The following is a 21,371-nucleotide window of genomic DNA, read 5'->3' on the forward strand; positions in this document are numbered from 1 at the left end:
GGTCGGTCGAAGGCTCTTGTTCAGTTGTAATCCTCGTCGATATCGGGAAGCGGCGCGATGGTGATGCCTTCCTCGATGAGGGAGCGGGCCTCGTCCGAGTTCGCCTTGCCCATGATGCCGCGGCTTTCCGCTTCGCCGTGATGGATGCGACGCGCCTCCTCGGGAAAGCGCGTACCGACGTCTTCCGTGTTGGCACGCACGGCCCGCACTGCGTCGCGAAACCGGGCGAACGCCTGTTTTTGTTCCGCCGTCATGGCAAGGCTTGCCTTGCCGGCCTCACCCTCGGCGACCTTCCCATCGCTGGTCGCGACCGGCGTCTGGCCGCCCTTGGCCAAAGCCGGCGCCATCAGCGCCTTGGAGATGCCGGTCGAGCCGCAATGGGGGCAGGCGACGAGGTCGCGGGTGTTCTGCGCCTCGAAATCCGCGTTCGAGCCGAACCATCCCTCGAAGCCGTGGGCCTTCTCGCAGGTCAGTGAAAAACGGATCACGACGCCGCGCCTCCTGCGGCATCGTCCACGGTCTGCAAGCCGTCGGGATGGCGGCGCACATGGCCGAGCGGGCGCGCATTGGCGAGGTTCGGCACCCGCCCCCGCACGCCGGCGACCGCCTCGGTATCGATCTCGGCGACGATGACGGCCGGCTCGTCGTGGTCGGCTTCGGCGAGGATGCGACCCCACGGATCGACGATCAGCGAATGGCCGTAGGTCTCGCGCCCGTCCTCGTGCTTGCCGCCCTGCGCAGCGGCGATCACGAAGGCGCCGTTCTCGATCGCCCGGGCGCGCTGAAGCACGTGCCAGTGTGCCTCGCCGGTCTGGCGGGTGAAGGCGGAAGGCGCAGTCAGGACCTGCGCGCCGGCAACGGCCTGACGCCGGAAGAGTTCGGGAAAGCGGATGTCGTAGCAGATCGCGATGCCGATCGCCGCCAGATCGGTGTCGGCGATCACGACATCGGCTCCCGGCTGGTAGACCGAGCTCTCGCGCCAGCTTTCGCCACCGTCGAGATCGACGTCGAACATGTGCATCTTGTCGTAGCGCGCGAGCAGCGAGCCGTCCGGCCCGAAGAGGAGCGCCCGGTTGGCGATGCGCCCGTTCTCCACGGCGATCGGCGTCGAGCCGATGTGCAGGTGGATACCATGCTCCTGCGCCAGCGCGCTCGCCGCAGCGACGACGGGGTCGTCCGCCTCGGCCTTCAGCATGGCGAAGAGCGCGGTCCGGTCGCGCTGCAGCGCGCCGGTCATCTCCGGCGTCTGCACGTAGCGCGCGCCTTGTCCGGCCGCCTCGACGACACCCGAGCGCAGGGCCTCGATGTTGCGTGCCGGGTCGGTGCCCGCGCGCATCTGCACGGCAGCGGCGGTGAAGACGCCCATGGAACGGATCAGGCTTCGAGCATGGCGTCGAGCTTGCCGGCGCGATCGAGCGCGCGCAATTCGTCGCAACCGCCGACATGTTCCGGTCCGATGAAGATCTGCGGGAAGGTGGCGGCCCCCTTCGCCTTCTGGATCATCTCCTCGCGCAGCTTCGGCGAAAAGGTCGCGTCATGCTCCGCGTAGGCGACGCCCTTTTCGTCGAGAAGCCGCTTGGCGGCCGTGCAGAAGCCGCAAAGCTGGCGGGTGTAGATGGTGACGTCCTTCATGATGGCTCCGTCCTGCGGGCGACGGGATCGATGTCCGCGCGCCGTCGTTTCGATCATTGCCGCTCATATATGGTCGTCGAGCACCCTTGCAAAGGTCGCGACGTCGACCGCAGCGGCGCCCGCTCGCCGCAGGGCCAGCGTCGCGGCATCGACCGTGGCGCCGGTCGTATAGACGTCGTCGACGAGAATGATCCGCCGCCCGACAATCATCGGCAGGCAATTTTGCGAAACGGCGAAGGCCCCGCGCACATTGGTCCTGCGCTCGGCGAGCGTCAGGCCGACCTGCTGGCGCGTCGCGCGCTTGCGCACGAGTGCCGCCGGCAGGAATTCGACGCCCGCGCGACGGGCAAGCGCGCGGGCGAGCTCGGCCGACTGGTTGAAACCGCGCGCAAAAAGCCGTCCGCGGTGGAGTGGTACGGCAACGATTGCATCGCCTTCCGCCAGCATCGTCGCGCATGCCCGCATCATCCATGCCGCCATGGTCGGCGCGAGATCGGTCCGGTCGCGGTACTTCAGTCCGCGCACCAGGTCGCGCGCCGCCCCCGTATAGGCGAGCGCCGACCGCGCGCGGTCGAAACGCGGCGGATCGGCGAGTGCCGCGGGCGAGACGATGCCCGGTCCCATCTCGTGGGAAAACGGCGTTCCCATGACGGGACAGACCGGCTCCTCGATGAAGGAGAGCCCGCACCAGCACTGCGTGCAGAGCGCCCCGTGACCGGCGGTGCGCGCTCCGCAACCGAGGCAGACCGGCGGGAAGACGACGTCGCGCATGGCACCGAGCACGCCCCGCACACCGCGGCCGGTTCGCTCCCATGCGCCCCGATCGCGCGCTTCGTGCTCGTCCATCGCCCTGCCCCCAGGCATTGACAATAGCGGGTCTGCGCCTTCTATGCGATGGCGAACCGGAACGGAGACAGCCCGTGGAACCCGTTTTCGATCGTGATCTCGTCACCGCCAACCGACGCCGGGCGACGGCCGGTGGCGCTTCGGACGCCGATTTCCTTCTGCGTCACGTCGCCGAGGACATCGCCGAGCGCCTGTCGGCGGTCGAACGGCGCTTCGAACGCGCCGCCGTCCTCGACGATGCCGCCGGCGTGCTTTCCGCCGCGATCGCGAAAACCGACAATGTCGAAAGCGTCGAGACCGGTCCGCTCGAAAGCGACCTGGAAGGGAGCGAACGCGTCGGCCTTGCCGAGAACGCGTTCGACTTCGTCGCTTCCGCGATGAGCCTGCATCTCGTCAACGACACGCCGGGCGTCCTCGTCCAGATCCAGCGCGCGTTGAAGCCGGACGGCCTCTTCCTCGCCGCCATTCCGGGTGCGGGAACGCTTGCCGAGCTGCGCGACTGCCTGATCGCGGCAGAGGCGGAGGTGATGGGTGGCGCCAGTCCGCGCGTCATTCCCTTCGGCGAGGTGCGCGACTACGGCTCGCTCCTCCAGCGCGCGGGCTTCGCGCTGCCGGTCAGCGACGTCGAGACGCGGACGGTGCGCTACGACACGATCTTCGACCTGATGCTGGACCTGCGCGCCATGGGCATGGCGAACCCGCTCCACGGCCGCAGCCGCAAGCCCGTTCCCCGTGCCTTCTTCCAGCGCGCCGGCGAACTCTACGCCGAGCGTTACGCCGATCCCGACGGGCGCATCCGCGCAACCTTCTCTTTCGTGCACCTTTCCGGCTGGAAGCCGCACGAGAGCCAGCAGAAGCCGGCCAAGCCGGGTTCGGCGACCACGCGCCTCGCCGAAGCGCTCAACACGCGGGAACTTCCGCTGAAGCGCTGACATCGCCCGTACGAACGGCTCCACCGGTCAACGACTTGACAGGACGGCGGTTTTCCTTCTCAATTCTTTCTTGATCGCGACGCGTCGGGGGACGCCTCTCAACATTTCGGTAACCATCCGCGTGTCAGTGTCGAACGCGGGGAAATCCCTGAAGCCGCAAGGGGCGCGGCATCCGGTTTCCATACAGGTGGTGGCACGATGAGGTCGATGTTCCGTATTCTGATCGTTTCATGTGCGCTGGCGATGATCGCCGGCTGCAACGACGACGTTCTCACGTCCGTAGCCAAGAAGGCGAACGAACCCCTTCCGCAGTCCATCGTCGCGACGATGCACGAGAAGGACATGTCGAAGACGTCGCCCATCATGATGCGCATCTTCAAGGAAGAGGGCGTGCTCGAGGTCTGGAAGCAGAAGGGCGACGGCACCTACGGCAAGGTCGCCGACTACGAGATCTGCGCCTGGTCGGGCAAGCTCGGGCCGAAGCTGAAGGAGGGCGACCGTCAGGCGCCGGAAGGCTTCTATCTGATCAAGCCCGCGCAGATGAACCCGAATTCGAGCTACTATCTCTCGTTCAACATCGGCTTCCCGAACAATTACGATGAATCGCAGGGCCGCACCGGCTCCAACATCATGATCCACGGCGCATGTTCCTCGGCCGGCTGCTATTCGATGACCGACGAGAACGTGGCGCAGATCTACGCCTTCGCGCGCGACGCCTTCCGCGGTGGCCAGCGGTCCTTCCAGGTCGAGGCCTTCCCGTTCCGCATGACGCCGGCGAACATGGCCAAGCACCGCACGAACCCGAATTTCGAATTCTGGAAGATGCTGAAGGTCGGCTACGACTATTTCGAGATCACCAAGCGTCCGCCGGACGTCGAGGTGTGCGACCGCAAATACGTCTTCAACCAGCAGGTGATGGACGACAGCCCCTTCGTCGCGACGGCCGCCTGCCCCTCGATGAAGACGCCGGATACGCTGCGCACCGCCTACTCTTCCTACGAGCAGCAATACGACACCGCCTACGAGCAGGCCGTTGCCGAACAGAAGGCCGACGCGACGCAGAAGCAGATGATCGCCGAGCGCAAGCAGGCCGTGGAGGATGCGCGCGCGCAGCGCGAAGTCGCCGCCGCCGAGCGCAAGGCCCAGTCCCGCCAGGCCGCGAATTCGTTCATTTCCTCGCTGATGCCGGGTTCGAACGGCTCCGACGCCGGACGGGCCATGGCGGAGGCCGGCATGACCACCGGCAGCATCGGCGCACCACAAACCCGGCAGGCGGCACCGACGACCTCGCCGGTGCAGGCGAAGCCGGCCGATGACAAGAAGCCCTTCTGGAAGCTCTGGTAGGGCCGCCGAGGCCCTCCTCTACGACCTTCGGGGATTGAAATGCCCCCTGCCGGCGCTGAAGACGAGGCGCCGGCTTTCGCACATGCGACCGGGCGAACGGCTGATCGTCGAGACGAGCGACCCGCTCGCCGGCATCGATATCCCGCATCTGTGCACGCAGGACGGCCATACGCTTCTCGACACACGAACCACGGAAGGCGGGCACCGCTTCCTGATCGAACGCGGTACGGGTCGACCGGCCGAAGCATAAGGTTGGGCGCGGACGTAACGGCGATCGGAACAGATCGCCGTTGTTCGCCGCTGGCTCAGCGTCCCTGTTCGATCCGCGTTTCGAGAACGTCGTCGGGTCGCGGGTCCGCCTGCTCGATCGCGAGGAAGTTGCCGAAGCCGCGCAGCTCGTCGAAATGGTCGCAGAAGACCTTCACGAAGACGAGCAGCGGCACCGCCATCAACGCGCCCGCCACGCCCCAGAGCCAACCCCAGAACGCAACCGCTAGGAACACCGCGACGGCGTTGATCTCGAGCCGCCTGCCGACGACCGTCGGCGTGACGATCTGGCCCTCGACGGTGGTGAGCGCCAGATAGGCGAGCGGTGGCAGGAGCGCCGCGCCGATGGTTGCGAAGTGCGCGACGGAGATCAATGCGACCGCCGCGACGCCGGCGAACGCGCCGACATAGGGCAGGAAGTTCACGACCGCCGCGATGACCCCGAAGACGACCGGGCTCGGAAAGCCCGTCAGCCACAGCGCGAGACCGACGCACAGCCCGAGCCCGCAATTGATCAGGAAGATCGTGAAGAGGTAGCGCGAGATCTCGCGTTCCACGTCGTGAGCGATGCGCAACGCCCGTTTCTTGTCGCTGAGCAGTTGAAACGACTGGATGATCTTTTCGTAGAAGAGCAGCCCCGAGGCCAACAGGAAGAGCGTCAGCACGATCGTCAGCACGATCGTCGTGCCGATCGAAAGCAGGTTGCCCGTCGCGCGCGAAAGGATGCCGGGCTGGGCGATCGTCACCTTCTGTACCGTCGGGTCGCTCGCCGTCGAAGCCGCCTTTTCCACCTGCTTGGACGCTTCGCTGACACGGATCAAAGAGTTCGACACGTCGTCGAGGCGGGTATGGATCTTGTCGGCGATATCCGGCGCCTGCTTGATGAGCCCCGAGATCGGCCCGCTCAGCCCGTATCCGAGGCCGCCGAAGACGAGCACGACCGTGAACACGATGAGCATCGCGGACAGGAAGGCCGGCAGGCCCCGGCGCATGAGCCAGCGGTTGAGCGGCGAGAACGTCAGTGCCAGGAGCACCGAAAGGACGACCGGCATGAAGAAGTCGCGTGCGAAATAAAGCGCGTAGACCAGAAGCAGCAGGAAGATGCCGCCCGTGAAGCGCACGAGCATCTTCGTTCGTCGCCTCGTCCCCTCGTCCATCCCGGGTTCTACCGTCTCGCCCACATGCCTCTCGTCCATCGCCTCGACAAACCGCCAGCACCGGCGGTCCTTTCCGTCACCATGAACGCGTTCGCCCCGCCCCCGTTCCGCCCGCATCCCGCTTTTGCAATGACAGTGACATTTCGATGCGTTAGAGCGAATTTCGGGACGCGTGCGACGGACTTGCGGAAATCGCACGTGCGAACAGAGATTTGGAGCGCGCCGAACGATCTCTCGGCGCTTGCCGGGCAATCAGGCATGCACGATACGACCGATCCAGTCGCAAACCTTCAGGCGCTCGTCGCCTGCCCATCGCTCACGCCGGCCGAAGGCGGGGCGCTTGCGCTTCTGGAATCCATGCTCGTCCCGCTCGGCTTTTCGGTGGAGCGCCCGGTCTTCGCTACGGAGGGCACGCCCGACGTCGAAAACCTCTATGCGCGACACGGGCGCAACGGGCCGAACCTGATGTATGCCGGCCATACCGATGTCGTTCCGCCCGGCAGGGAGACCGCCTGGACCCATCCGCCGTTTGCCGGAACCGTCGCGAACGGCGAGCTCTTCGGTCGCGGTGCCGTCGACATGAAGGGCTCCATCGCTTGTTTCGTCTCAGCCCTTGCTCGCCTCGAAGCGGAGGGCCGGCTCGAGCGCGGCAGCGTCTCGCTCGTCATCACCGGCGACGAGGAAGGGCCGTCGATCAACGGCACCAGCCGCCTGCTCGAATGGGCGACCGATCGCGGCGAACGCTTCGATGCCGCCCTCGTCGGCGAGCCGAGCAACCGCGAGACGCTCGGCGACATGATCAAGATCGGCCGGCGCGGGTCGATCTCGGGCCGCGTCACGGTCGAAGGCGTTCAGGGCCACGTCGCCTATCCGCATCTTGCCGACAATCCGATACCGGGTCTTCTCGCCCTCCTTTCGGGCCTGATCGCGACGCCGCTCGACGAGGGCACGGACAGCTTTCCGGCGAGCAATCTCGAAGTAACGACGATCGATGTCGGCAATCCGTCCACCAACGTCATTCCCGCCAGCGTGTCGGCCGGGTTCAACATCCGCTTCTGCGACGTGTGGGACGGCGAGACGATCGCCACCGAGATCGAGCGTCGCCTCGCGGCCGCCGCCGAAGGCATCACCGGACGCGGCGAGCGCGGCGCCCTTTCCTATCGGCTCGACTGGGTCGGCCGTATCAGCCCCGTCTTCCTTACCCGCGACGACCGGCTCGTCGAAACGCTCGCCGGTGCCGTCGAGCGCACGCTTGAGCGAACGCCGGAACTTTCGACGACCGGCGGCACCTCCGATGCGCGCTTCATCAAGGACTACTGCCCCGTCGTCGAGTTCGGTCTCGTCGGCCAGACCATGCACAAGGTCGACGAACGCGTCCCCCTTTCCGACCTCGAGGCGCTGACGCGCGTCTACATGGACTTCATCGTGCACTGGTTCGCCTGATGCCGACGCTCTACGACGTCGAAGCCTATCTGAACGGCGTGCTGCTCCTCGCCCGCAAGCGAACGGACGGGTTCGCGTGGCTCGACCTTTCCGCGGACGGCTTCTGGCGCTCCTTCTGGTCGATCCTCTATGCGCTGCCGGCCCTCTCGGTAAGCTGGGCGAGCTATCGCAACGCCTATCTCGCGCATGTGGAAGGCGCCGACGCCGGTGCCGGCTTCGTGCTGCGCCTTGCCTTCATCGACGTCGCGACCTGGGTTCTGCCGCTCGTCGTCATCGGCCTCATCGCCCGTCCGATCGGCGTCGAGCGGCACTTTCCGCGTTTTGTCGTGGCGACGAACTGGCTCGGCACGCTTTCGGCCTACGCGCTGGCGCTGCCTTCGGTGCTGCGCATGGTGCTTCCCGGCGGCGACGATCTCGTCCTCCTCGCCTCGATCGCGGTCTTCTTCCTCGTCGTCTTCCTGCTCTTCCGCATCACCCGTCTTTCCTTCGACGGCGACGCGTCGAGCGCGACCTTCGTGACGATCGTCAGCATCGTCGTTTCCCTGGCGCTGAGCGGCCTCATGCAGCGCATCCTCGGCGTCGCCGGATAGAGCATCTTCCAGCCGGACTGGTTCAGCCTGGCGTCGGGAACGCCGCGCCAGAGAAAGGTTTACGGCGCCGGGCGTGCTTTAATCGGGCCCGGCGCTCTAACCGGAATCCTTCGACACGTTTCGTGATCCCCACATCCCCGCATTGCCGGGAACCGGCTTTTGTCTTCCGCATTCATGTCGGCGAGGGACGAGCCTTGGAGAAACGACGATGAAGAGGTTCTTCGCAAGTGCCGGCATTGTCTCGATCGCGCTCGCCGGCAGCGCGGCCTGTGCATTCGCGGCGACGTCCGCGACGGCCACGGCCAATCTCAACGTGCGTTCGGGCCCCGGCCCGCAATACGCCGCTTCCGGCGTCATCCGGAATGGCGACGAGGTCACCGTCGACGGCTGCATCCAGAACAGCCAGTGGTGCCGCGTCAGCTACGATGGCGGACAGGGATGGGCCTACGCCAGGTACCTGACGGCGACCTACGAGAACAGGACGGTGGTGATCGAGGACGAGCGTGACGCCCTCGGCGTGCCGCAGGTGACCTACGAGGCGCCCGCCGATGCGCCGAACCCGACGATCGACGGTGAACTCATCGGCCGCGTCGACGATACGGACAGCTTCCCGCCGCCGCCCGACACCGTGCGCACCTATGTCGTCGACAACCGCCGCGACCCCGTCTATCTCGACGGCGAAGTGGTGGTCGGCGCGGGCATTCCGGACACCGTCGATCTCGCGCCGGTACCCGACAGCGACTACGACTACGCCTACGTCAACGACCAGCCGGTGGTGGTCGACCCGGACTCGAGGCGGATCGTCTACGTCTACCGCTAGGGCGTTTCGGGTCTATACGAAAGCGCTCTCATCGCCGTTCGAGGCGGCCAAAGGGCCCGGCTGGGGCGCATCCTCCGGCCGGTCCTCGCCGTATTCGACGCGCATGAAGTAGAGCCCGGCAGGCGGTGCCACCGGTCCGCAGGCGGAGCGTTCGCGCGCGGCGAGCGCGGCTTCGACATCGTCCGCCGACCAGCGCCCGGTGCCCACTTCCACGAGCGTTCCCACGAAGGAACGGATCTGGTTGTGCAGGAAGCTGCGTGCCGCGGCTTCGATCTCCACCGCCTCGCCGACGCGCGTCACGCTCAGCCGGTCGAGCGTGCGCACCGGCGAATTCGCCTGGCACTGCACGGAGCGAAAGGTCGTGAAATCGTGCTTGCCGACGAGGCTCTGTGCGGCCCGATGCATGGCATCGACGTCCAGCGGGCGCGCGATCTGCCATGCCCGATCGCGTTCGAGGACGACCGGCGCACGCCGGTTGACGATACGATAGAGATAATGCCGCCGGGTCGCCGAAAAGCGCGCGTCGAACGACTCGCACACCGCTTCGGCCGCAACGACCGCGACCCGTTCGCCGGCAAGCTTGAGATGCGCGTTCGTGGCGTCACGCACCGTATCGGCCGGCCAATCCTTCGAGAGGTCGAGATGGGCCACCTGTCCGCGCGCGTGGACGCCGGCATCCGTGCGTCCGGCGCCGCGGATCGTCACAGTCTCGCCGGCAAAGCCGGCAACCGCGCGCTCGAGCGCCCCTTGCACGGAAGCGCCGTTGTCCTGGCGCTGCCAGCCGACATAGGGCGTCCCGTCGTATTCGACCGTCAGGCGGAAGCGCGGCACGGGTCGGGCCCTATCCGATCCGGCTTCCCTTGGCGAGCGAGGTGCCGCGCAGAAACTCCGGCGCGCGCATCGCCTTGCCGCCCGCCTTCTGCAGGCGAACGAGGCGCACCGCCCCTTCCCCGCAGGCAACCGTAAGCGCGTCGTCGAGCACCGTTCCCGGCGCCTGCCCGTCCGTTTCGGCGTCCTCGGCAATGCGCGATGCAAGCACTTTCACGCGTTCGTTCTCGTGGCCGTCCCTGCCGATCTCGGTCCATGCACCGGGAAAGGGCGAAAGCCCGCGGATATGGTCGTGCACTTCCCGAGCCGGCGCGGAGAAGTCGATGCGGCTTTCCGCCTTGTCGATCTTGCGGGCATAGGTCACGCCCTCCTCGGCCTGCGGCGTCAGCTCGAGTTCGCCGCGGTCGAGCCGGCGCATGGCCTCGCGCATCGCCCTTCCGGCTTCCATCATCATGATGTCGTGGAGCTCGCCGGAGGTCATGTTCTCGCGGATCTGGACGCGCCGCGCGAGCGCGATCGGACCGGTATCGAGCCCTTCGTCCATCTTCATCGCCATGACGCCGGTATAGGGGTCGCCCGCCATGATCGCACGCTGGATGGGTGCCGCCCCGCGCCAGCGCGGCAGCATCGAGGCATGCGCGTTGAAGCAGCCGTCGCGCGTCGCTTCGAGGATCGGTTTGGGAAGGATGAGGCCGTAGGCGACGACGACCGCGACGTCCGCCTTCAGGTCGTGAAACGCCTGCTGCTCCTCCTCGCCTTTGAGCGAGGTCGGCGTCCGGATCTCGTAGCCGAAGAGTTCGGACTGGCGATGCACCGGCCCCTTGACGGTCGCGAGCCCCCGCCGGCCGGCCGGCTTCGGCGCCCGCGTATAGACGGCCGCGATGTCGTGGCCGTCGGCGGCGAGTGCGGCGAGCGTCGGCACGGCGAATTCCGGCGTGCCCATGAAGACGATGCGCAGGCTCATGCCGGCAACTCCCTAGATCCGGCGCGCCGGCCGCGGTTCAAATGGCTTTCTCGGCGCGCTGCTTGGCCATTTTAGTGAACTTCTTCACGACCATGTCGCGCTTGAGTTTCGACAGGTAGTCGATGAACAGGACGCCGTCGAGATGGTCGATCTCGTGCTGCAGGCAGGTGGCGAGAAGCCCCTCGGCCTCCGTCGTCCGCTCGGTTCCCGTCCGGTCGAGATGGCGCACCGTCACGCTGGCGGGGCGCTCCACCTCGGCATAGTAGTCCGGGATCGAGAGACAGCCTTCCTCGTAGGTCGCCCGCTCGTCCGAACGCGAGACGATCTGCGGATTGATGAAGACGAGCGGGTTCTTTTCCTCCTCGTCCTTCGACACGTCGAGGACGAGCACGCGGCGCGCCACGCCGACCTGGATGCCCGCGAGGCCGATGCCCGGCGCGTCGTACATCGTCTCGAAGAGGTCCGATACGAACCGGTCCAGCTCGCCGTCCACCCGCTCGACGGGTTCGGATTTCTGGCGCAGGACGGGATCGGGAAGGAGAATGAGCGGCTTCGTCGTCATGCGCTTCACGTAAGGGCAAAGCCGGGCGAGGTCAATTCGGGCGCGCCCGCGTCGCGGCTAGGAAATGTTCATGGTTTGATCTTATCATACCGGACGAATCAGTGAGGACCCGACCATGGAAACCGCTTTCGGCGCATCGCCGCCCCTCTTCGTCCTGGCGGGCCATCCGGTAGGCGCGGCGACGGCGCTCGCAGCCGTTTCCGGGCTTGCGATCGCGCTCCTCGCCGTCGTCCTCGTGATGGCGCTACGCGCAGGGCGCAGCCGGCGGGCGATGGAAAGGACGCTCACTGAACGCGCCGGGCGCGAGGCCGAGCAGATGGCGGCGATCGAACGCAGCCAGACGGAGATGCAGGGCCGTATGGCGACGATGGCCGAACTCTTCGGCTCGCGCCAGGCCGATCTCAACCGCGCCATCAACGAACGGCTCGACGGCATGAGCGAACGCCTCGGCACCTCGATGAGCGAGCAGACCAAGGCGACCCACGCGAACCTGACGAAGCTTCAGGAGCGGCTTGCCGTCATCGACACGGCGCAGTCGAACATCCAGTCTCTCGCCAAGGACGTCGTCGGCCTGCAGGCGATCCTCGCCAACAAGCAGACGCGCGGCGCCTTCGGCCAGGGCCGCATGGAAACGATCGTCGCCGACGCCCTGCCGAAGGGCGCCTATACCTTTCAGGCGACGCTTTCGAACGGCTCGCGGCCCGATTGTACGGTGAAGATGCCGAACGACGCGCCGGTGCTCGCCATCGACGCCAAGTTTCCGCTCGAGGCCTGGAACGCCATGCGCGAGGCCGAAGGGGAAGACCACGCCGAAGCGCGCCGCAACGCCGCCCTGCGCTTTCGCCGCGACATGGACGTGCATATCCGGGCGATCGCTGGAAAATACCTGATCCAGGGCGAAACGCAGGATACCGCCTTCCTCTTCGTACCGTCGGAAGCGATCTTCGCTGACCTGCACGAGACCTTCGGCCAGGTCGTCGAGCGCGCCCACAAGGCACGCATCGTCATCGTCTCGCCCTCGCTCCTGATGCTGTCCATCCAGGTGATCCAGGCAATCCTGAAGGATCAGCGCATGCGCGAGCAGGCCCATCTCATCCAGGGCGAGGTGGGCGAGCTGATGGCCGATCTGAACCGTCTGGACGATCGCGTGCGCAAGCTGCAGAGCCATTTCGGCCAGAGCGAGAAGGACATCGAGCAGATCGTCATCTCGACGGAAAAGCTGACCAGGCGCGGCGCCCGCATCGAGGCGCTGGATTTCAAGGAGAACCGCCCGAAAGCCGATGCGAACGGCGCAGGCGAAGACCATGCGGACGAGGAAGAGGCGCCCCGCCTGCGGTTGCGCTCCGTCGAGCTTCGCTGAACTGGGCGGAGAGCGCTTCCGTATAAACCTGAAAGTCTCTAGGCGCCGACGACGGCGTTGAACCCTTCGAAGACCGGCGGTCCCATATACTCGACTTCGCTCTGGCCGGCGCTCGCATGCGCCTTTCGGAAGTTTTCCGAGCGGGTCCAGTCGTAAAAGGCGCTCTCGCTTTCCCAGATCGTGTGCGAAGCGAAGAGTGTGAAGCCTTCCTCGTCGTTCGAAGCGCCGCGCAGAAGGTGGAACTCGCGGAACCCCGTCGTTTCCTTCAGCGAACTCTCCCGGTTGCGCCACATCCCCTCGAAGGCGTCCTCGAAGCCATGCTTCACCCTGAATCGGTTCATCGCGACATACATGGTCCGGGCACTCCTCACATTCGGCAAAGCTCGGTCACAAGCATAGCGCCCGCGACCGCCACGCCAACCCACGCACCACGAAAACCGAAGACGGCAAACGGCAACCGCTCGCCACGCCGTTCCGCCCCTCGAGCGTTTTCGTCCGATCCGGATGCACACAGGACGCCTGCAGGCATTCAGTCTCCGCCGGCGCCGCCGGGCGTCGGCGTGACGACCGTGATGGTGTCGCCTGCTTCGAGCACGGTCTGGTCGCAGGCCTTCAGGATTTCGCTCGTGCCGTCGCGGCGGCGGATCTCGGTTCGGCCGGTCCGCCCGTCCCCGCCGCCGCGGATGCCGGATGGAGGCCGGTCTCGGTGCGAGGACAGGATCGCGCAGTCCATGCGCTCCAGGAAACGGATCGTCCGGCTGGTGCCGTCGCCGCCGCGATGGGCGCCGCTGCCGCCCGATCCTTCGAGGATACGAAAATCCTCGAGCACGACGGGAAAGCGCATCTCGAGGATTTCCGGGTCGGTGAGCCGCGAATTCGTCATGTGCGTATGCACGCCGGCCGTTCCCGAAAAGCCGGTACCGTCGTTGAGATAGCCGGCCGGCGAACCCGAACAGATCGTCTCGTAATACTGGTAGCGCGCGTTGCCGAAGGTGAGGTTGTTCATCGTGCCCTGCCCGTTCGCCATCGCCCCGAGCGCGGCGAAGATGGCGTTCGTCACGTGCTGCGACGTCTCCACATTGCCCGCGACGACGGCCGCCGGATAGGCGGGCTTCAGCATCGAGCCGTCCGGGATGACGATGTCGATCGGCCGCAGGCAACCGGCGTTCATCGGGATCGCGTCCTCGACCATGACGCGGAAGCAGTAGAGCACGGCGGCCCGCGTCACCGGCTCGGGGGCGTTGAAATTGTTATTCTCCGCCGCCGACGTGCCGGTGAAGTCCACCCTGGCCCGCCGCTTTTCGCGATCGACCGTGATCTTCACGCGGATGATCTGGCCGGTATCGGTCGGATATTCGCACTTCGCGTCGGAAAGTGCACCGATCAACCGCGCGACGCTTTCGGCGGCGTTGTCCTGCACGTGGCCCATATAGGCTTCGACCACCTCCAGTCCGAAATCGGCGATCATCGTCTTGAGGTCGGCGACGCCCTTTTCGTTCGCCGCGATCTCGGCCTTCAGGTCGGCGATGTTCTGCTCGACGTTGCGTACCGGATGGGGATGGTCGGTCAGGAGCGTCCGAAGCGCTTCCTCGCGGAAGGTGCCGCCGTCGACGAGCTTGAAATTGTCGATCAGCACGCCTTCCTCGTCGACGGTCGTTGCAAGCGGCGTCATCGAGCCCGGCGCCGTTCCGCCGACATCGGCGTGGTGGCCGCGCGAGGCGACGTAGAAGAGGATCGTCTCGCCGCCCTCGTCGAAGACCGGCGTGACGACCGTGATGTCCGGCAGGTGCGTTCCACCGTTGTAGGGCGCGTTCAGCGCGAAGACGTCGCCCTTGCGCATGTCGCCCTTGTTGAGGCGGATGATCGTCTCGACAGACCGGTCCATCGAGCCGAGATGCACCGGCATGTGCGGCGCGTTGGCGACGAGCCGGCCCTTTCGGTCGAAGACGGCGCAGGAGAAGTCGAGCCGCTCCTTGATGTTCACGGAAGACGCCGTGTTCTGCAGCGTCACGCCCATCTGTTCGGCAATCGCCATGAAGAGGTTGTTGAAGACCTCCAGCATGATCGGGTCGGCCTCGCGCGTGCCGATCGCCTGGGTCCGCCGTTTCTTCGCCTTGCGCGTCAGCAGCACGTGGCCGCGCGCGTTGATCCCGGCGTGCCAGCCGGGTTCGACCACGATCGTCTGGTTGGCCTCGATGACGAGCGCCGGGCCGGCGAGCGCATGTCCGGGCCTCAGCGCCTCGCGCCGGTAGACCGAAGCGTCGTGCCATTCGCCGCCGGAAAAGACGCGCCGCGTGTCGCCGGCTTCCGGTTCGTCGTCGACGAGCGCCTGCTCGGGCTCCGGAGCACCGGCGCCGCGGGTATCGCGCGCGGCGGCGGCGACGGCTTCCACGATGACGGCCCGCCCGTCATAGACGAAGCCGAACTGCGCGCGGTGCGCCGCCTCGAAGGCCGTTCGGGCCGCCGCGAGATCGCCGTCGCGATAGTCGACGGTCAGCGGCGTGTCCGTGCCGTCGTAGCGAAGGTGAAGCTGGACGCGCGCTTCGATCGCCTCGGCGGGCACCCGTTGCGCCGCGATCTCCTCGACGGCGTCGCGCGACAGCCGTTCGGCGAGCGCATCGATATCGTCGCGATTTTCCTCTGCAAGCGGCTGGACGAGCGCCTGCTGGCGTGTGGCGAAGAGCGTCGCAAGACCGATGCCGTAGGCCGAAAGCAGGCCGGAGAAGGGGTGGATCAGGATCGATTCCATGCCGAGCGCGTCGGCGACGAGACAGGCGTGCTGGCCGCCGGCACCGCCGAAGCAGTTCAAGAGATAGCGCGTGACGTCGTGGCCGCGCTGCACGGAAATCTTCTTGATGGCGTTCGCCATGTTCTCGACGGCGATGGTCACGCAACCTTCGGCGACCTCTTCCGCGCTCTTGCCGTCGCCGGCCGCGCGCGTGAAATCGGCGAACGCCGCACGCACGGCCTCGGCGTCGAGCGGCTGGTCCTGACCGGGTCCGAAGATCGCGGGGAAGAAATCCGGCTGAAGCTTGCCGAGAAGCACGTTGGCATCCGTCAGCGCGAGCCTGCCGCCGCGGCGGTAACAGACCGGGCCGGGGTCCGCGCCGGCCGAATCCGGGCCGACGGAAAAGCGACCCGCGCACGCATGCAGGATCGAACCGCCGCCGGCGGCGACGGTATGAATGCGCATCATCGGCGCTCGGATGCGCACGCCCGCGACTTCCGTGTCGAAGGCGCGCTCGTGGTCGCCGTCGTAATGGGCGACGTCGGTCGAGGTGCCGCCCATGTCGAAGCCGATGACCTTGTCGAAGCCGGCAAGCCGTGCCGTCTCGGCCATGCCGACGACGCCGCCTGCGGGGCCGGACAGGATGGCGTCCTTGCCCTGGAAACGCTCGGCCGCCGTCAGCCCGCCGGACGACATCATGAACTGTAGCGCCGGCCCGGCCTCCTCGCCGAGCGTGGTGCCGAGTTCGTTCGCCACGTGCTCGACGTAGCGCCGCAGGATCGGCGAGAGATAGGCGTCCACCACCGTCGTATCGCCACGCCCGACGATCTTGGCGAGCGACGAGGCCTCGTGGCTCGCCGAGACCTGCGCAAAGCCCGCCTCGCGCACGAGGCCTGCGACCTGCCGCTCGTGCTCGGGCACCATCCAGGCATGCATGAAGACGATCGCCGCAGCCTCGATGCCGGCCTTACGCGCGGCGGCGAGTTCCGGGCGCAGCGCTTCGAGATCGCACGCGCGCTCGACCGTGCCGTCGGCCAGCACGCGCTCGTCCACTTCGATCACGCGTTCGTAGAGCTGTTCGGGCAGCACGATCTCCTTGGCGAAAATGTCGGGGCGCGCCTGGTAGGCGATCTTCAGCGCATCGCGGAAGCCACGGGTAATCAAGAGCAGCGTGCGCTCGCCGCGCCGTTCGAGCAGCGCGTTCGTCGCGACCGTCGTTCCCATCTTGACGGTGCCGATCCGTGCGGCCGGCATCGCCGCGTCGTGGCCGACGCCGAGCAGGTCGCGAATGCCCTGGATCGCCGCATCGTCGTAAGCGCCGGGATTTTCCGAAAGCAGCTTCTTCGGATGCAGCGCGCCGTTCGGGTCCCGCCCGATCACGTCGGTGAAGGTGCCGCCACGGTCGATCCAGAAATCCCATCGTCCTTGCATGCGATACCCCGTCTTCACCGAAACCGACATCGAACCTATCGCCAAAGATCGAACGCTTCCATCTCGCCGTTCGCCTTCGCCATGGTAAGGGTTGGAGAGCGCAACGAAACGCCCTAGGCTTCGTCTGATCGCATTCCGTCCCGGTCGGATCGGCATTGCCGGACGAGACCCGTCGCCCTTCGCGCTTGCTGCGCACGACAGCTGGAAGACCCACCGAATGAGCGAAACCATTTTTTCCGGATGCATTCCGGCCCTGATGACGCCGTGCACCGCCGAACGCCGGCCGGATTTCGAGGCGCTCGTGCGCAAGGGCCGCGAGCTGATCGATGCCGGCATGTCCGCCGTCGTCTATTGCGGCTCGATGGGCGACTGGCCGCTGCTTTCCGACCAAGACCGCATGGAAGGCGTTGCACGGCTCGTCGCCGCCGGCGTTCCGACGATCGTCGGCACCGGCGCGGTCAATACGGCGAGCGCCGTCGCGCTTTCCCGCCATGCAAGTGAGGTCGGCGCGGGCGGCCTGATGGTGATCCCGCGCGTGCTATCGCGCGGCAGTTCGCCCGAGGCGCAGAGAGCACATTTCAAGGCCGTTCTTTCCGCCGCACCCGACCTGCCGGCCGTCATCTACAACAGCCCCTATTATGGCTTTGCGACCCGCGCCGATCTCTTCTTCGCGTTGAATGCCGAACACCCGAACCTCGTCGGCTTCAAGGAATTCGGCGGCGCCGACGATCTGCGCTATGCGGCCGAGACCATCACCTCGGCGCGCGACGACCTGACGCTGATGATCGGCGTCGACACGAACGTCTTCCACGGTTTCGTCAATTGCGGTGCCGGCGGCGCGATCACCGGCATCGGCAATGCGCTGCCGAAGGCGGTGCTCCACCTCGTCGACCTCTGCCGGAAGGCCGCGGACGGCGATCCGGTGGCCCGCCGGCACGCCAGGGAACTCGACGAGGCGCTCGCCGTACTCTCCTCCTTCGACGAGGGACCGGATCTCGTCCTCTTCTACAAGCACTTGATGGTGCTGAACGGCGAAAAGGAATACGAACTGCACTTCAACGAGACGGACCGCCTGAGCGACGCGCAGCGCACCTATGTCGAGGCGCAGTACGCCCTCTTCCTCCGCTGGTATGCCGCATGGAACGAAGAGACTTGACGTTATCCTTCAGCGGCGAGGCCGACGGCGAAGCCCTCGCACGCCCCGGTCCATGCCATTCCTTCCGAAAGCGCGGATGACCGGATCGAATGGCGGAGCGGAGTGAAGACGTGGTCGTCGTCGGCGCCGGCATCGTCGGTCTTGCCGCGGCGCACAAGCTGCAGCGGGCGGGCCGGTCGGTAACGCTCGTCGACCCGAGCGGCATTGCCCGGCGCACCAGCACGGGCAACGCCGCGGCGCTCGCCTTTTCCGACATCGTGCCGATGGCGACCCGCGGCATGATCCTGAAGGCGCCGAAATGGCTGATGGATCCGCTCGGTCCGCTTTCCATCCCGCCGGCCTACCTGCCGCGCATCCTGCCGTGGCTCGTGCGTTTCTGGCGCGCCGGCTGGCCGGACCGGGTCGAACGCGCGATCGCCGCGCAGGCTGCCATGATGCGTCTGGCACGCAGCGAGATGGGCGAGCTCGTCGAAGCCTGCGACCTGTCGTCGATGATCCGCCGCGACGGATCGCTGGAACTCTACGAGAGCGAAGCCGAGCTGCGCGCGAGCGAAGCCGACTGGCGCCGGCGCGAGGCCGAAAGCATCGCCTTCGAGCATGTGCGCGGCTCGCGCCTTGCCGAACTTCAGCCGGGGCTTTCGCCACGCATCGCCGCCGGCACCTTCGTTCCCGATTGGGAGACGGTGAGCGAACCCTACGAATTCGCCAGCGCGATCGGCCGTCATGTGCTCGAACACGGCGCCACGCTGCGCGAAGAGCCGGTGAAAGCACTCGAGCCGACCGATGACGGTGTGCGCGTCATCCTTGCCGGCGGCACCACGCTGAGCGCACGCGGGGCGGTTCTGGCCGCCGGCGCATGGTCGCGCCCGCTCGCCGCCACGCTCGGCGACCGCATCCCGCTCGAGACCGAACGCGGCTACAACACCACCCTTCCCTCTACAGCCTTCGACCTGCGCCGCCAGCTCATCTTCTCCGCGCAAGGCTTCGTCATAACGCCGCTGTCGAACGGCCTGCGCGTCGGCGGCGCGGTGGAACTCGGCGGGCTCGACCGGCCGCCGAACTACGACCGCGCCAAGGCCATGATGCGCGTCGCGCAAGGCCTCCTGCCCGGGCTCGATGATGCGGAAGGGCGCGAATGGATGGGCCACCGCCCGTCCCTGCCCGACAGCCTGCCGGCGATCGGCCCCTCGCGCACGAGCCCGAACGTGGTCTATGCTTTCGGTCACGGCCATCTCGGGCTCACCCAGTCGGCCGCCGCCGGCCGGCTCGTCGCCGACTGCCTGTGCGCGCGCAAGCCCGCGATCGACCTTGAACCCTTTTCGCCGCAAAGGTTCTGATGCCATGGCCCGTTCCACCTTCACCTGTCTCGACGGCCATACCTGCGGCAATCCGGTGCGCCTTGTTGCCGGCGGCGGACCGCATCTCACCGGCGACACGATGCTCGAACGGCGCGCGCACTTCCTTGCCGAATACGACTGGATCCGCACCGGCCTGATGTTCGAGCCGCGCGGCCACGACATGATGTCCGGATCGATCCTCTACCCGCCGACGCGCGACGATTGCGATGTCGCCGTTCTCTTCATCGAGACGTCCGGCTGCCTCTTCATGTGCGGCCACGGGACGATCGGCACGGTGACAATGGGCCTCGAAAACGGCCTGATCCGACCGAAGACACCCGGCGTCGTCAGGCTCGACACGCCGGCCGGCCTCGTCACCGCGACCTACCGGCAGGAAGGCGAGCACGTCACCGACGTGCGCATTACCAACGTGCCGTCCTTCCTCTACCGCCGCGGCCTGGAGGTCGCGATCGACGAACTCGGCACGCTCGTCGTCGACGTCGCCTATGGCGGCAATTTCTACGCGATCGTCGATCCGCAGGACGCCTTCGGGGACATCGCCGACGTCGATGCCGGCGATCTCGTGCGCTGGAGCCCGAAGCTGCGGACGGCCCTCAACGAGGCCTACAGCTTCGCCCATCCGGAAAACGCCGGCATCGACCGGGTTACGCATATCCTGTGGACGGGCCGGCCGACCGTGCCCGGCGCCACAGCGCGCAACGCCGTCTTCTACGGCAAGCGCGCGATCGACCGCTCGCCCTGCGGCACCGGAACCTCCGCGCGCATGGCGCAATGGGCAGCCGACGGCCGGCTTTCGCCCGGCGACGCCTTCGTCCACGAAAGCATCATCGGCTCGCTCTTCGAAGGACGGGTGGAAGAAGCAACGAAGGTCGGCGATCTCGACGCCATCGTCCCGTCGATCGGCGGCTGGGCATGCCAGACCGGCATCAACACCATCTTCATCGACGACCGCGACCCCTACGCCCACGGCTTCTCGCTGACCTGACCTTCAAGCGCGTCTTCGGCGCGTCGGTCGTCTCGCGGAACGTTCAGTCCGCGGCGCGAACGCCGGAGCCCGAGGATCGCGAATGCAGTCGGATCTCGATCGTCCCGTCCAGTGGTTCGATCTCGCTGGCGATGCGCGACGATCCCTGGTCGATCACCGCCATCATCGCGTCGGCCGCGCCCTGGGGATCGGCAGCGGCGATGGCCTCGGCGATCGCAAGGTGCTGCGCATGGGTCTCGTCCAGCTCCGCAAGGCTGTCCGTCGGCGCGCTCAGGCGAAAGGCGACGGCAAGCGCCGCGCCGATCACGGCACCGATCGAGCGCATCATCGGGTTGCCGGAAGCCTCGATGACGGCGAGATGAAAGTCGAGATCGACATCGGTGAACCGCTGCCGGTCAACACCGGCGTCCCGCAGCCGATTGGCAAGATCGCGCAGCTTGTCGACCTGCGCATCGCTCCTGCGCATCGCCGCGAGCGCGGCCGCGGCCGGTTCGATCGACTGGCGCATCTCGAACAGGCCGGCGATGAAAAGGTCATCGACGCCGATTTCGAGTTGCCAGGCGAGCAAATCCTCGTCGAGCAGGTTCCATTCGTTCTGCGCGCGGACCCAGTAGCCGACGCGCGTTCGGGCGGCGACCATGCCCTTCGCCTGGAGCGTCTTCAGCGCCTCGCGCAACGCCGTGTTCGAAACGGCGAAGCGACGCAGCAGAACGTCCTTGTTCGGCAGCGTGCTTCCGACTGGGAACTCCCCGGCGACGATGGCGATACCGATGCCGTGCAGAACCCTTTGAAAGGCGCCCCGCGACGGACGCCCGGAGGGGCCGGACGGCACGGCGGATGGTACGATCGATTCCTGCTTCACCGAACGGCGGCCTCTCTTCCCCGACAAGGCGCGATGACGGCCCTGGACGCGTCGGCGCTTAACGCAGCTTCGCCACCCATGGAAGGCGCACAACGCCGGCGGTAAC

The 21,371-nt window shown here is 66.8% G+C and carries 21 protein-coding genes; 10 read left to right on the forward strand and 11 right to left on the reverse strand.

Translation table 11 applies throughout. The features are described 5' to 3' along the window. Positions 1 to 20: 20 nt before the first annotated feature. The 4 genes from FJU11_RS08725 to FJU11_RS08740 form a co-directional block, all read right to left on the reverse strand. Positions 21 to 488: a DUF1178 family protein gene (locus tag FJU11_RS08725; protein ID WP_141166661.1), complete on the reverse strand. Its 468-nt coding sequence runs from the start codon at positions 486 to 488 to the stop codon at positions 21 to 23. Then, positions 485 to 1,366, reverse strand: coding sequence for a carbon-nitrogen hydrolase family protein (locus FJU11_RS08730; protein WP_141166662.1), 882 nt, complete (start codon positions 1,364 to 1,366; stop codon positions 485 to 487). Before FJU11_RS08730 ends, FJU11_RS08725 begins: the two co-directional genes overlap by 4 nt. A gap of 8 nt (positions 1,367 to 1,374) precedes the next feature. Then, complete coding sequence (gene grxC, locus FJU11_RS08735) at positions 1,375 to 1,632, reverse strand: glutaredoxin 3 (protein ID WP_141166663.1); 258 nt, start codon at positions 1,630 to 1,632, stop codon at positions 1,375 to 1,377. 63 nt (positions 1,633 to 1,695) lie between these two features. After that, positions 1,696 to 2,478 carry a ComF family protein gene (locus FJU11_RS08740; protein WP_141166664.1) on the reverse strand — a complete coding sequence of 261 codons (783 nt, stop codon included), beginning with the start codon at positions 2,476 to 2,478 and terminating at the stop codon, positions 1,696 to 1,698. 74 nt (positions 2,479 to 2,552) lie between these two features. On the opposite strand from FJU11_RS08740, the gene FJU11_RS08745 reads away from it, so the two are divergent. The 3 genes from FJU11_RS08745 (at position 2,553) to FJU11_RS08755 (ending at position 5,004) form a co-directional block, all read left to right on the forward strand. Continuing rightward, entirely contained in the window at positions 2,553 to 3,410 is an 858-nt protein-coding gene (locus tag FJU11_RS08745; protein ID WP_141166665.1) for a methyltransferase domain-containing protein, read from the forward strand. Positions 3,411 to 3,608: 198 nt separating this feature from the next. Further along, a complete protein-coding gene (locus FJU11_RS08750) occupies positions 3,609 to 4,754 on the forward strand; it encodes a L,D-transpeptidase family protein (protein WP_141166666.1) in 1,146 nt (381 codons plus the stop codon). Continuing rightward, positions 4,723 to 5,004, forward strand: coding sequence for a sulfurtransferase TusA family protein (locus FJU11_RS08755; protein ID WP_141166667.1), 282 nt, complete (start codon positions 4,723 to 4,725; stop codon positions 5,002 to 5,004). The genes FJU11_RS08750 and FJU11_RS08755 overlap by 32 nt, the downstream gene beginning before the upstream one ends. Before the next feature lie 55 nt (positions 5,005 to 5,059). Here FJU11_RS08755 and FJU11_RS08760 read toward each other — a convergent pair whose 3' ends face one another. Then, positions 5,060 to 6,202, reverse strand: a complete 1,143-nt coding sequence (locus tag FJU11_RS08760; protein ID WP_181408108.1) for an AI-2E family transporter — start codon at positions 6,200 to 6,202, stop codon at positions 5,060 to 5,062. 234 nt (positions 6,203 to 6,436) lie between these two features. Between FJU11_RS08760 and dapE the strand changes: the two genes are divergently transcribed. From dapE to FJU11_RS08775, 3 genes are all read left to right on the forward strand, one after another. Further along, entirely contained in the window at positions 6,437 to 7,621 is a 1,185-nt protein-coding gene (gene dapE / locus FJU11_RS08765) for a succinyl-diaminopimelate desuccinylase (RefSeq protein WP_141166749.1), read from the forward strand. Next, the gene (locus tag FJU11_RS08770) at positions 7,621 to 8,211 is read left to right on the forward strand and encodes a hypothetical protein (protein ID WP_141166669.1); all 591 of its coding nucleotides are present in this window, start codon (positions 7,621 to 7,623) and stop codon (positions 8,209 to 8,211) included. The genes dapE and FJU11_RS08770 overlap by 1 nt, the downstream gene beginning before the upstream one ends. A 208-nt stretch (positions 8,212 to 8,419) precedes the next feature. Continuing rightward, entirely contained in the window at positions 8,420 to 9,031 is a 612-nt protein-coding gene (locus FJU11_RS08775) for a DUF1236 domain-containing protein (protein ID WP_141166670.1), read from the forward strand. Between the two features lie 12 nt (positions 9,032 to 9,043). On the opposite strand, the gene truA is transcribed toward FJU11_RS08775, so the two are convergent. Genes truA through def form a run of 3 tightly spaced genes read right to left on the reverse strand, consistent with a single transcriptional unit; the run spans position 9,044 to position 11,385 of the window. Next, positions 9,044 to 9,862 (reverse strand): tRNA pseudouridine(38-40) synthase TruA, encoded by an 819-nt coding sequence (truA, locus tag FJU11_RS08780; protein WP_141166671.1) that lies wholly within the window; start codon positions 9,860 to 9,862, stop codon positions 9,044 to 9,046. Between the two features lie 10 nt (positions 9,863 to 9,872). Further along, a complete protein-coding gene (fmt, locus tag FJU11_RS08785; protein ID WP_141166672.1) occupies positions 9,873 to 10,823 on the reverse strand; it encodes a methionyl-tRNA formyltransferase in 951 nt (316 codons plus the stop codon). 37 nt (positions 10,824 to 10,860) lie between these two features. Beyond that, entirely contained in the window at positions 10,861 to 11,385 is a 525-nt protein-coding gene (gene def / locus FJU11_RS08790) for a peptide deformylase (protein ID WP_141166673.1), read from the reverse strand. Positions 11,386 to 11,500: 115 nt separating this feature from the next. Here def and FJU11_RS08795 point away from each other — a divergent pair, with 115 nt between their 5' ends. Beyond that, on the forward strand, positions 11,501 to 12,745 hold the full coding sequence (locus tag FJU11_RS08795; RefSeq protein ID WP_141166674.1) for a DNA recombination protein RmuC: 1,245 nt from the start codon (positions 11,501 to 11,503) through the stop codon (positions 12,743 to 12,745). A gap of 38 nt (positions 12,746 to 12,783) precedes the next feature. Here the strand turns inward: FJU11_RS08795 and FJU11_RS08800 are convergent, their stop codons facing one another. Further along, the gene (locus tag FJU11_RS08800; protein ID WP_141166675.1) at positions 12,784 to 13,098 is read right to left on the reverse strand and encodes an antibiotic biosynthesis monooxygenase family protein; all 315 of its coding nucleotides are present in this window, start codon (positions 13,096 to 13,098) and stop codon (positions 12,784 to 12,786) included. A 176-nt stretch (positions 13,099 to 13,274) separates the two neighbouring features. After that, a complete protein-coding gene (locus FJU11_RS08805) occupies positions 13,275 to 16,904 on the reverse strand; it encodes a hydantoinase B/oxoprolinase family protein (RefSeq protein ID WP_141166750.1) in 3,630 nt (1,209 codons plus the stop codon). 217 nt (positions 16,905 to 17,121) lie between these two features. On the opposite strand from FJU11_RS08805, the gene FJU11_RS08810 reads away from it, so the two are divergent. From FJU11_RS08810 to FJU11_RS08820, 3 genes are all read left to right on the forward strand, one after another. Further along, complete coding sequence (locus tag FJU11_RS08810) at positions 17,122 to 18,060, forward strand: dihydrodipicolinate synthase family protein (RefSeq protein ID WP_141166676.1); 939 nt, start codon at positions 17,122 to 17,124, stop codon at positions 18,058 to 18,060. A gap of 89 nt (positions 18,061 to 18,149) precedes the next feature. Beyond that, positions 18,150 to 19,397, forward strand: a complete 1,248-nt coding sequence (locus FJU11_RS08815; RefSeq protein ID WP_141166677.1) for an NAD(P)/FAD-dependent oxidoreductase — start codon at positions 18,150 to 18,152, stop codon at positions 19,395 to 19,397. A gap of 4 nt (positions 19,398 to 19,401) precedes the next feature. After that, entirely contained in the window at positions 19,402 to 20,403 is a 1,002-nt protein-coding gene (locus FJU11_RS08820) for a 4-hydroxyproline epimerase (RefSeq protein ID WP_141166678.1), read from the forward strand. A gap of 43 nt (positions 20,404 to 20,446) precedes the next feature. Here the strand turns inward: FJU11_RS08820 and FJU11_RS08825 are convergent, their stop codons facing one another. Then, a complete protein-coding gene (locus tag FJU11_RS08825; protein ID WP_141166679.1) occupies positions 20,447 to 21,265 on the reverse strand; it encodes a FadR/GntR family transcriptional regulator in 819 nt (272 codons plus the stop codon). Positions 21,266 to 21,371 lie beyond the last annotated feature (106 nt).

The organism is Pararhizobium mangrovi (genome assembly GCF_006516965.1).
GTDB classification, from domain to species: domain Bacteria; phylum Pseudomonadota; class Alphaproteobacteria; order Rhizobiales; family Rhizobiaceae; genus Pararhizobium_B; species Pararhizobium_B mangrovi.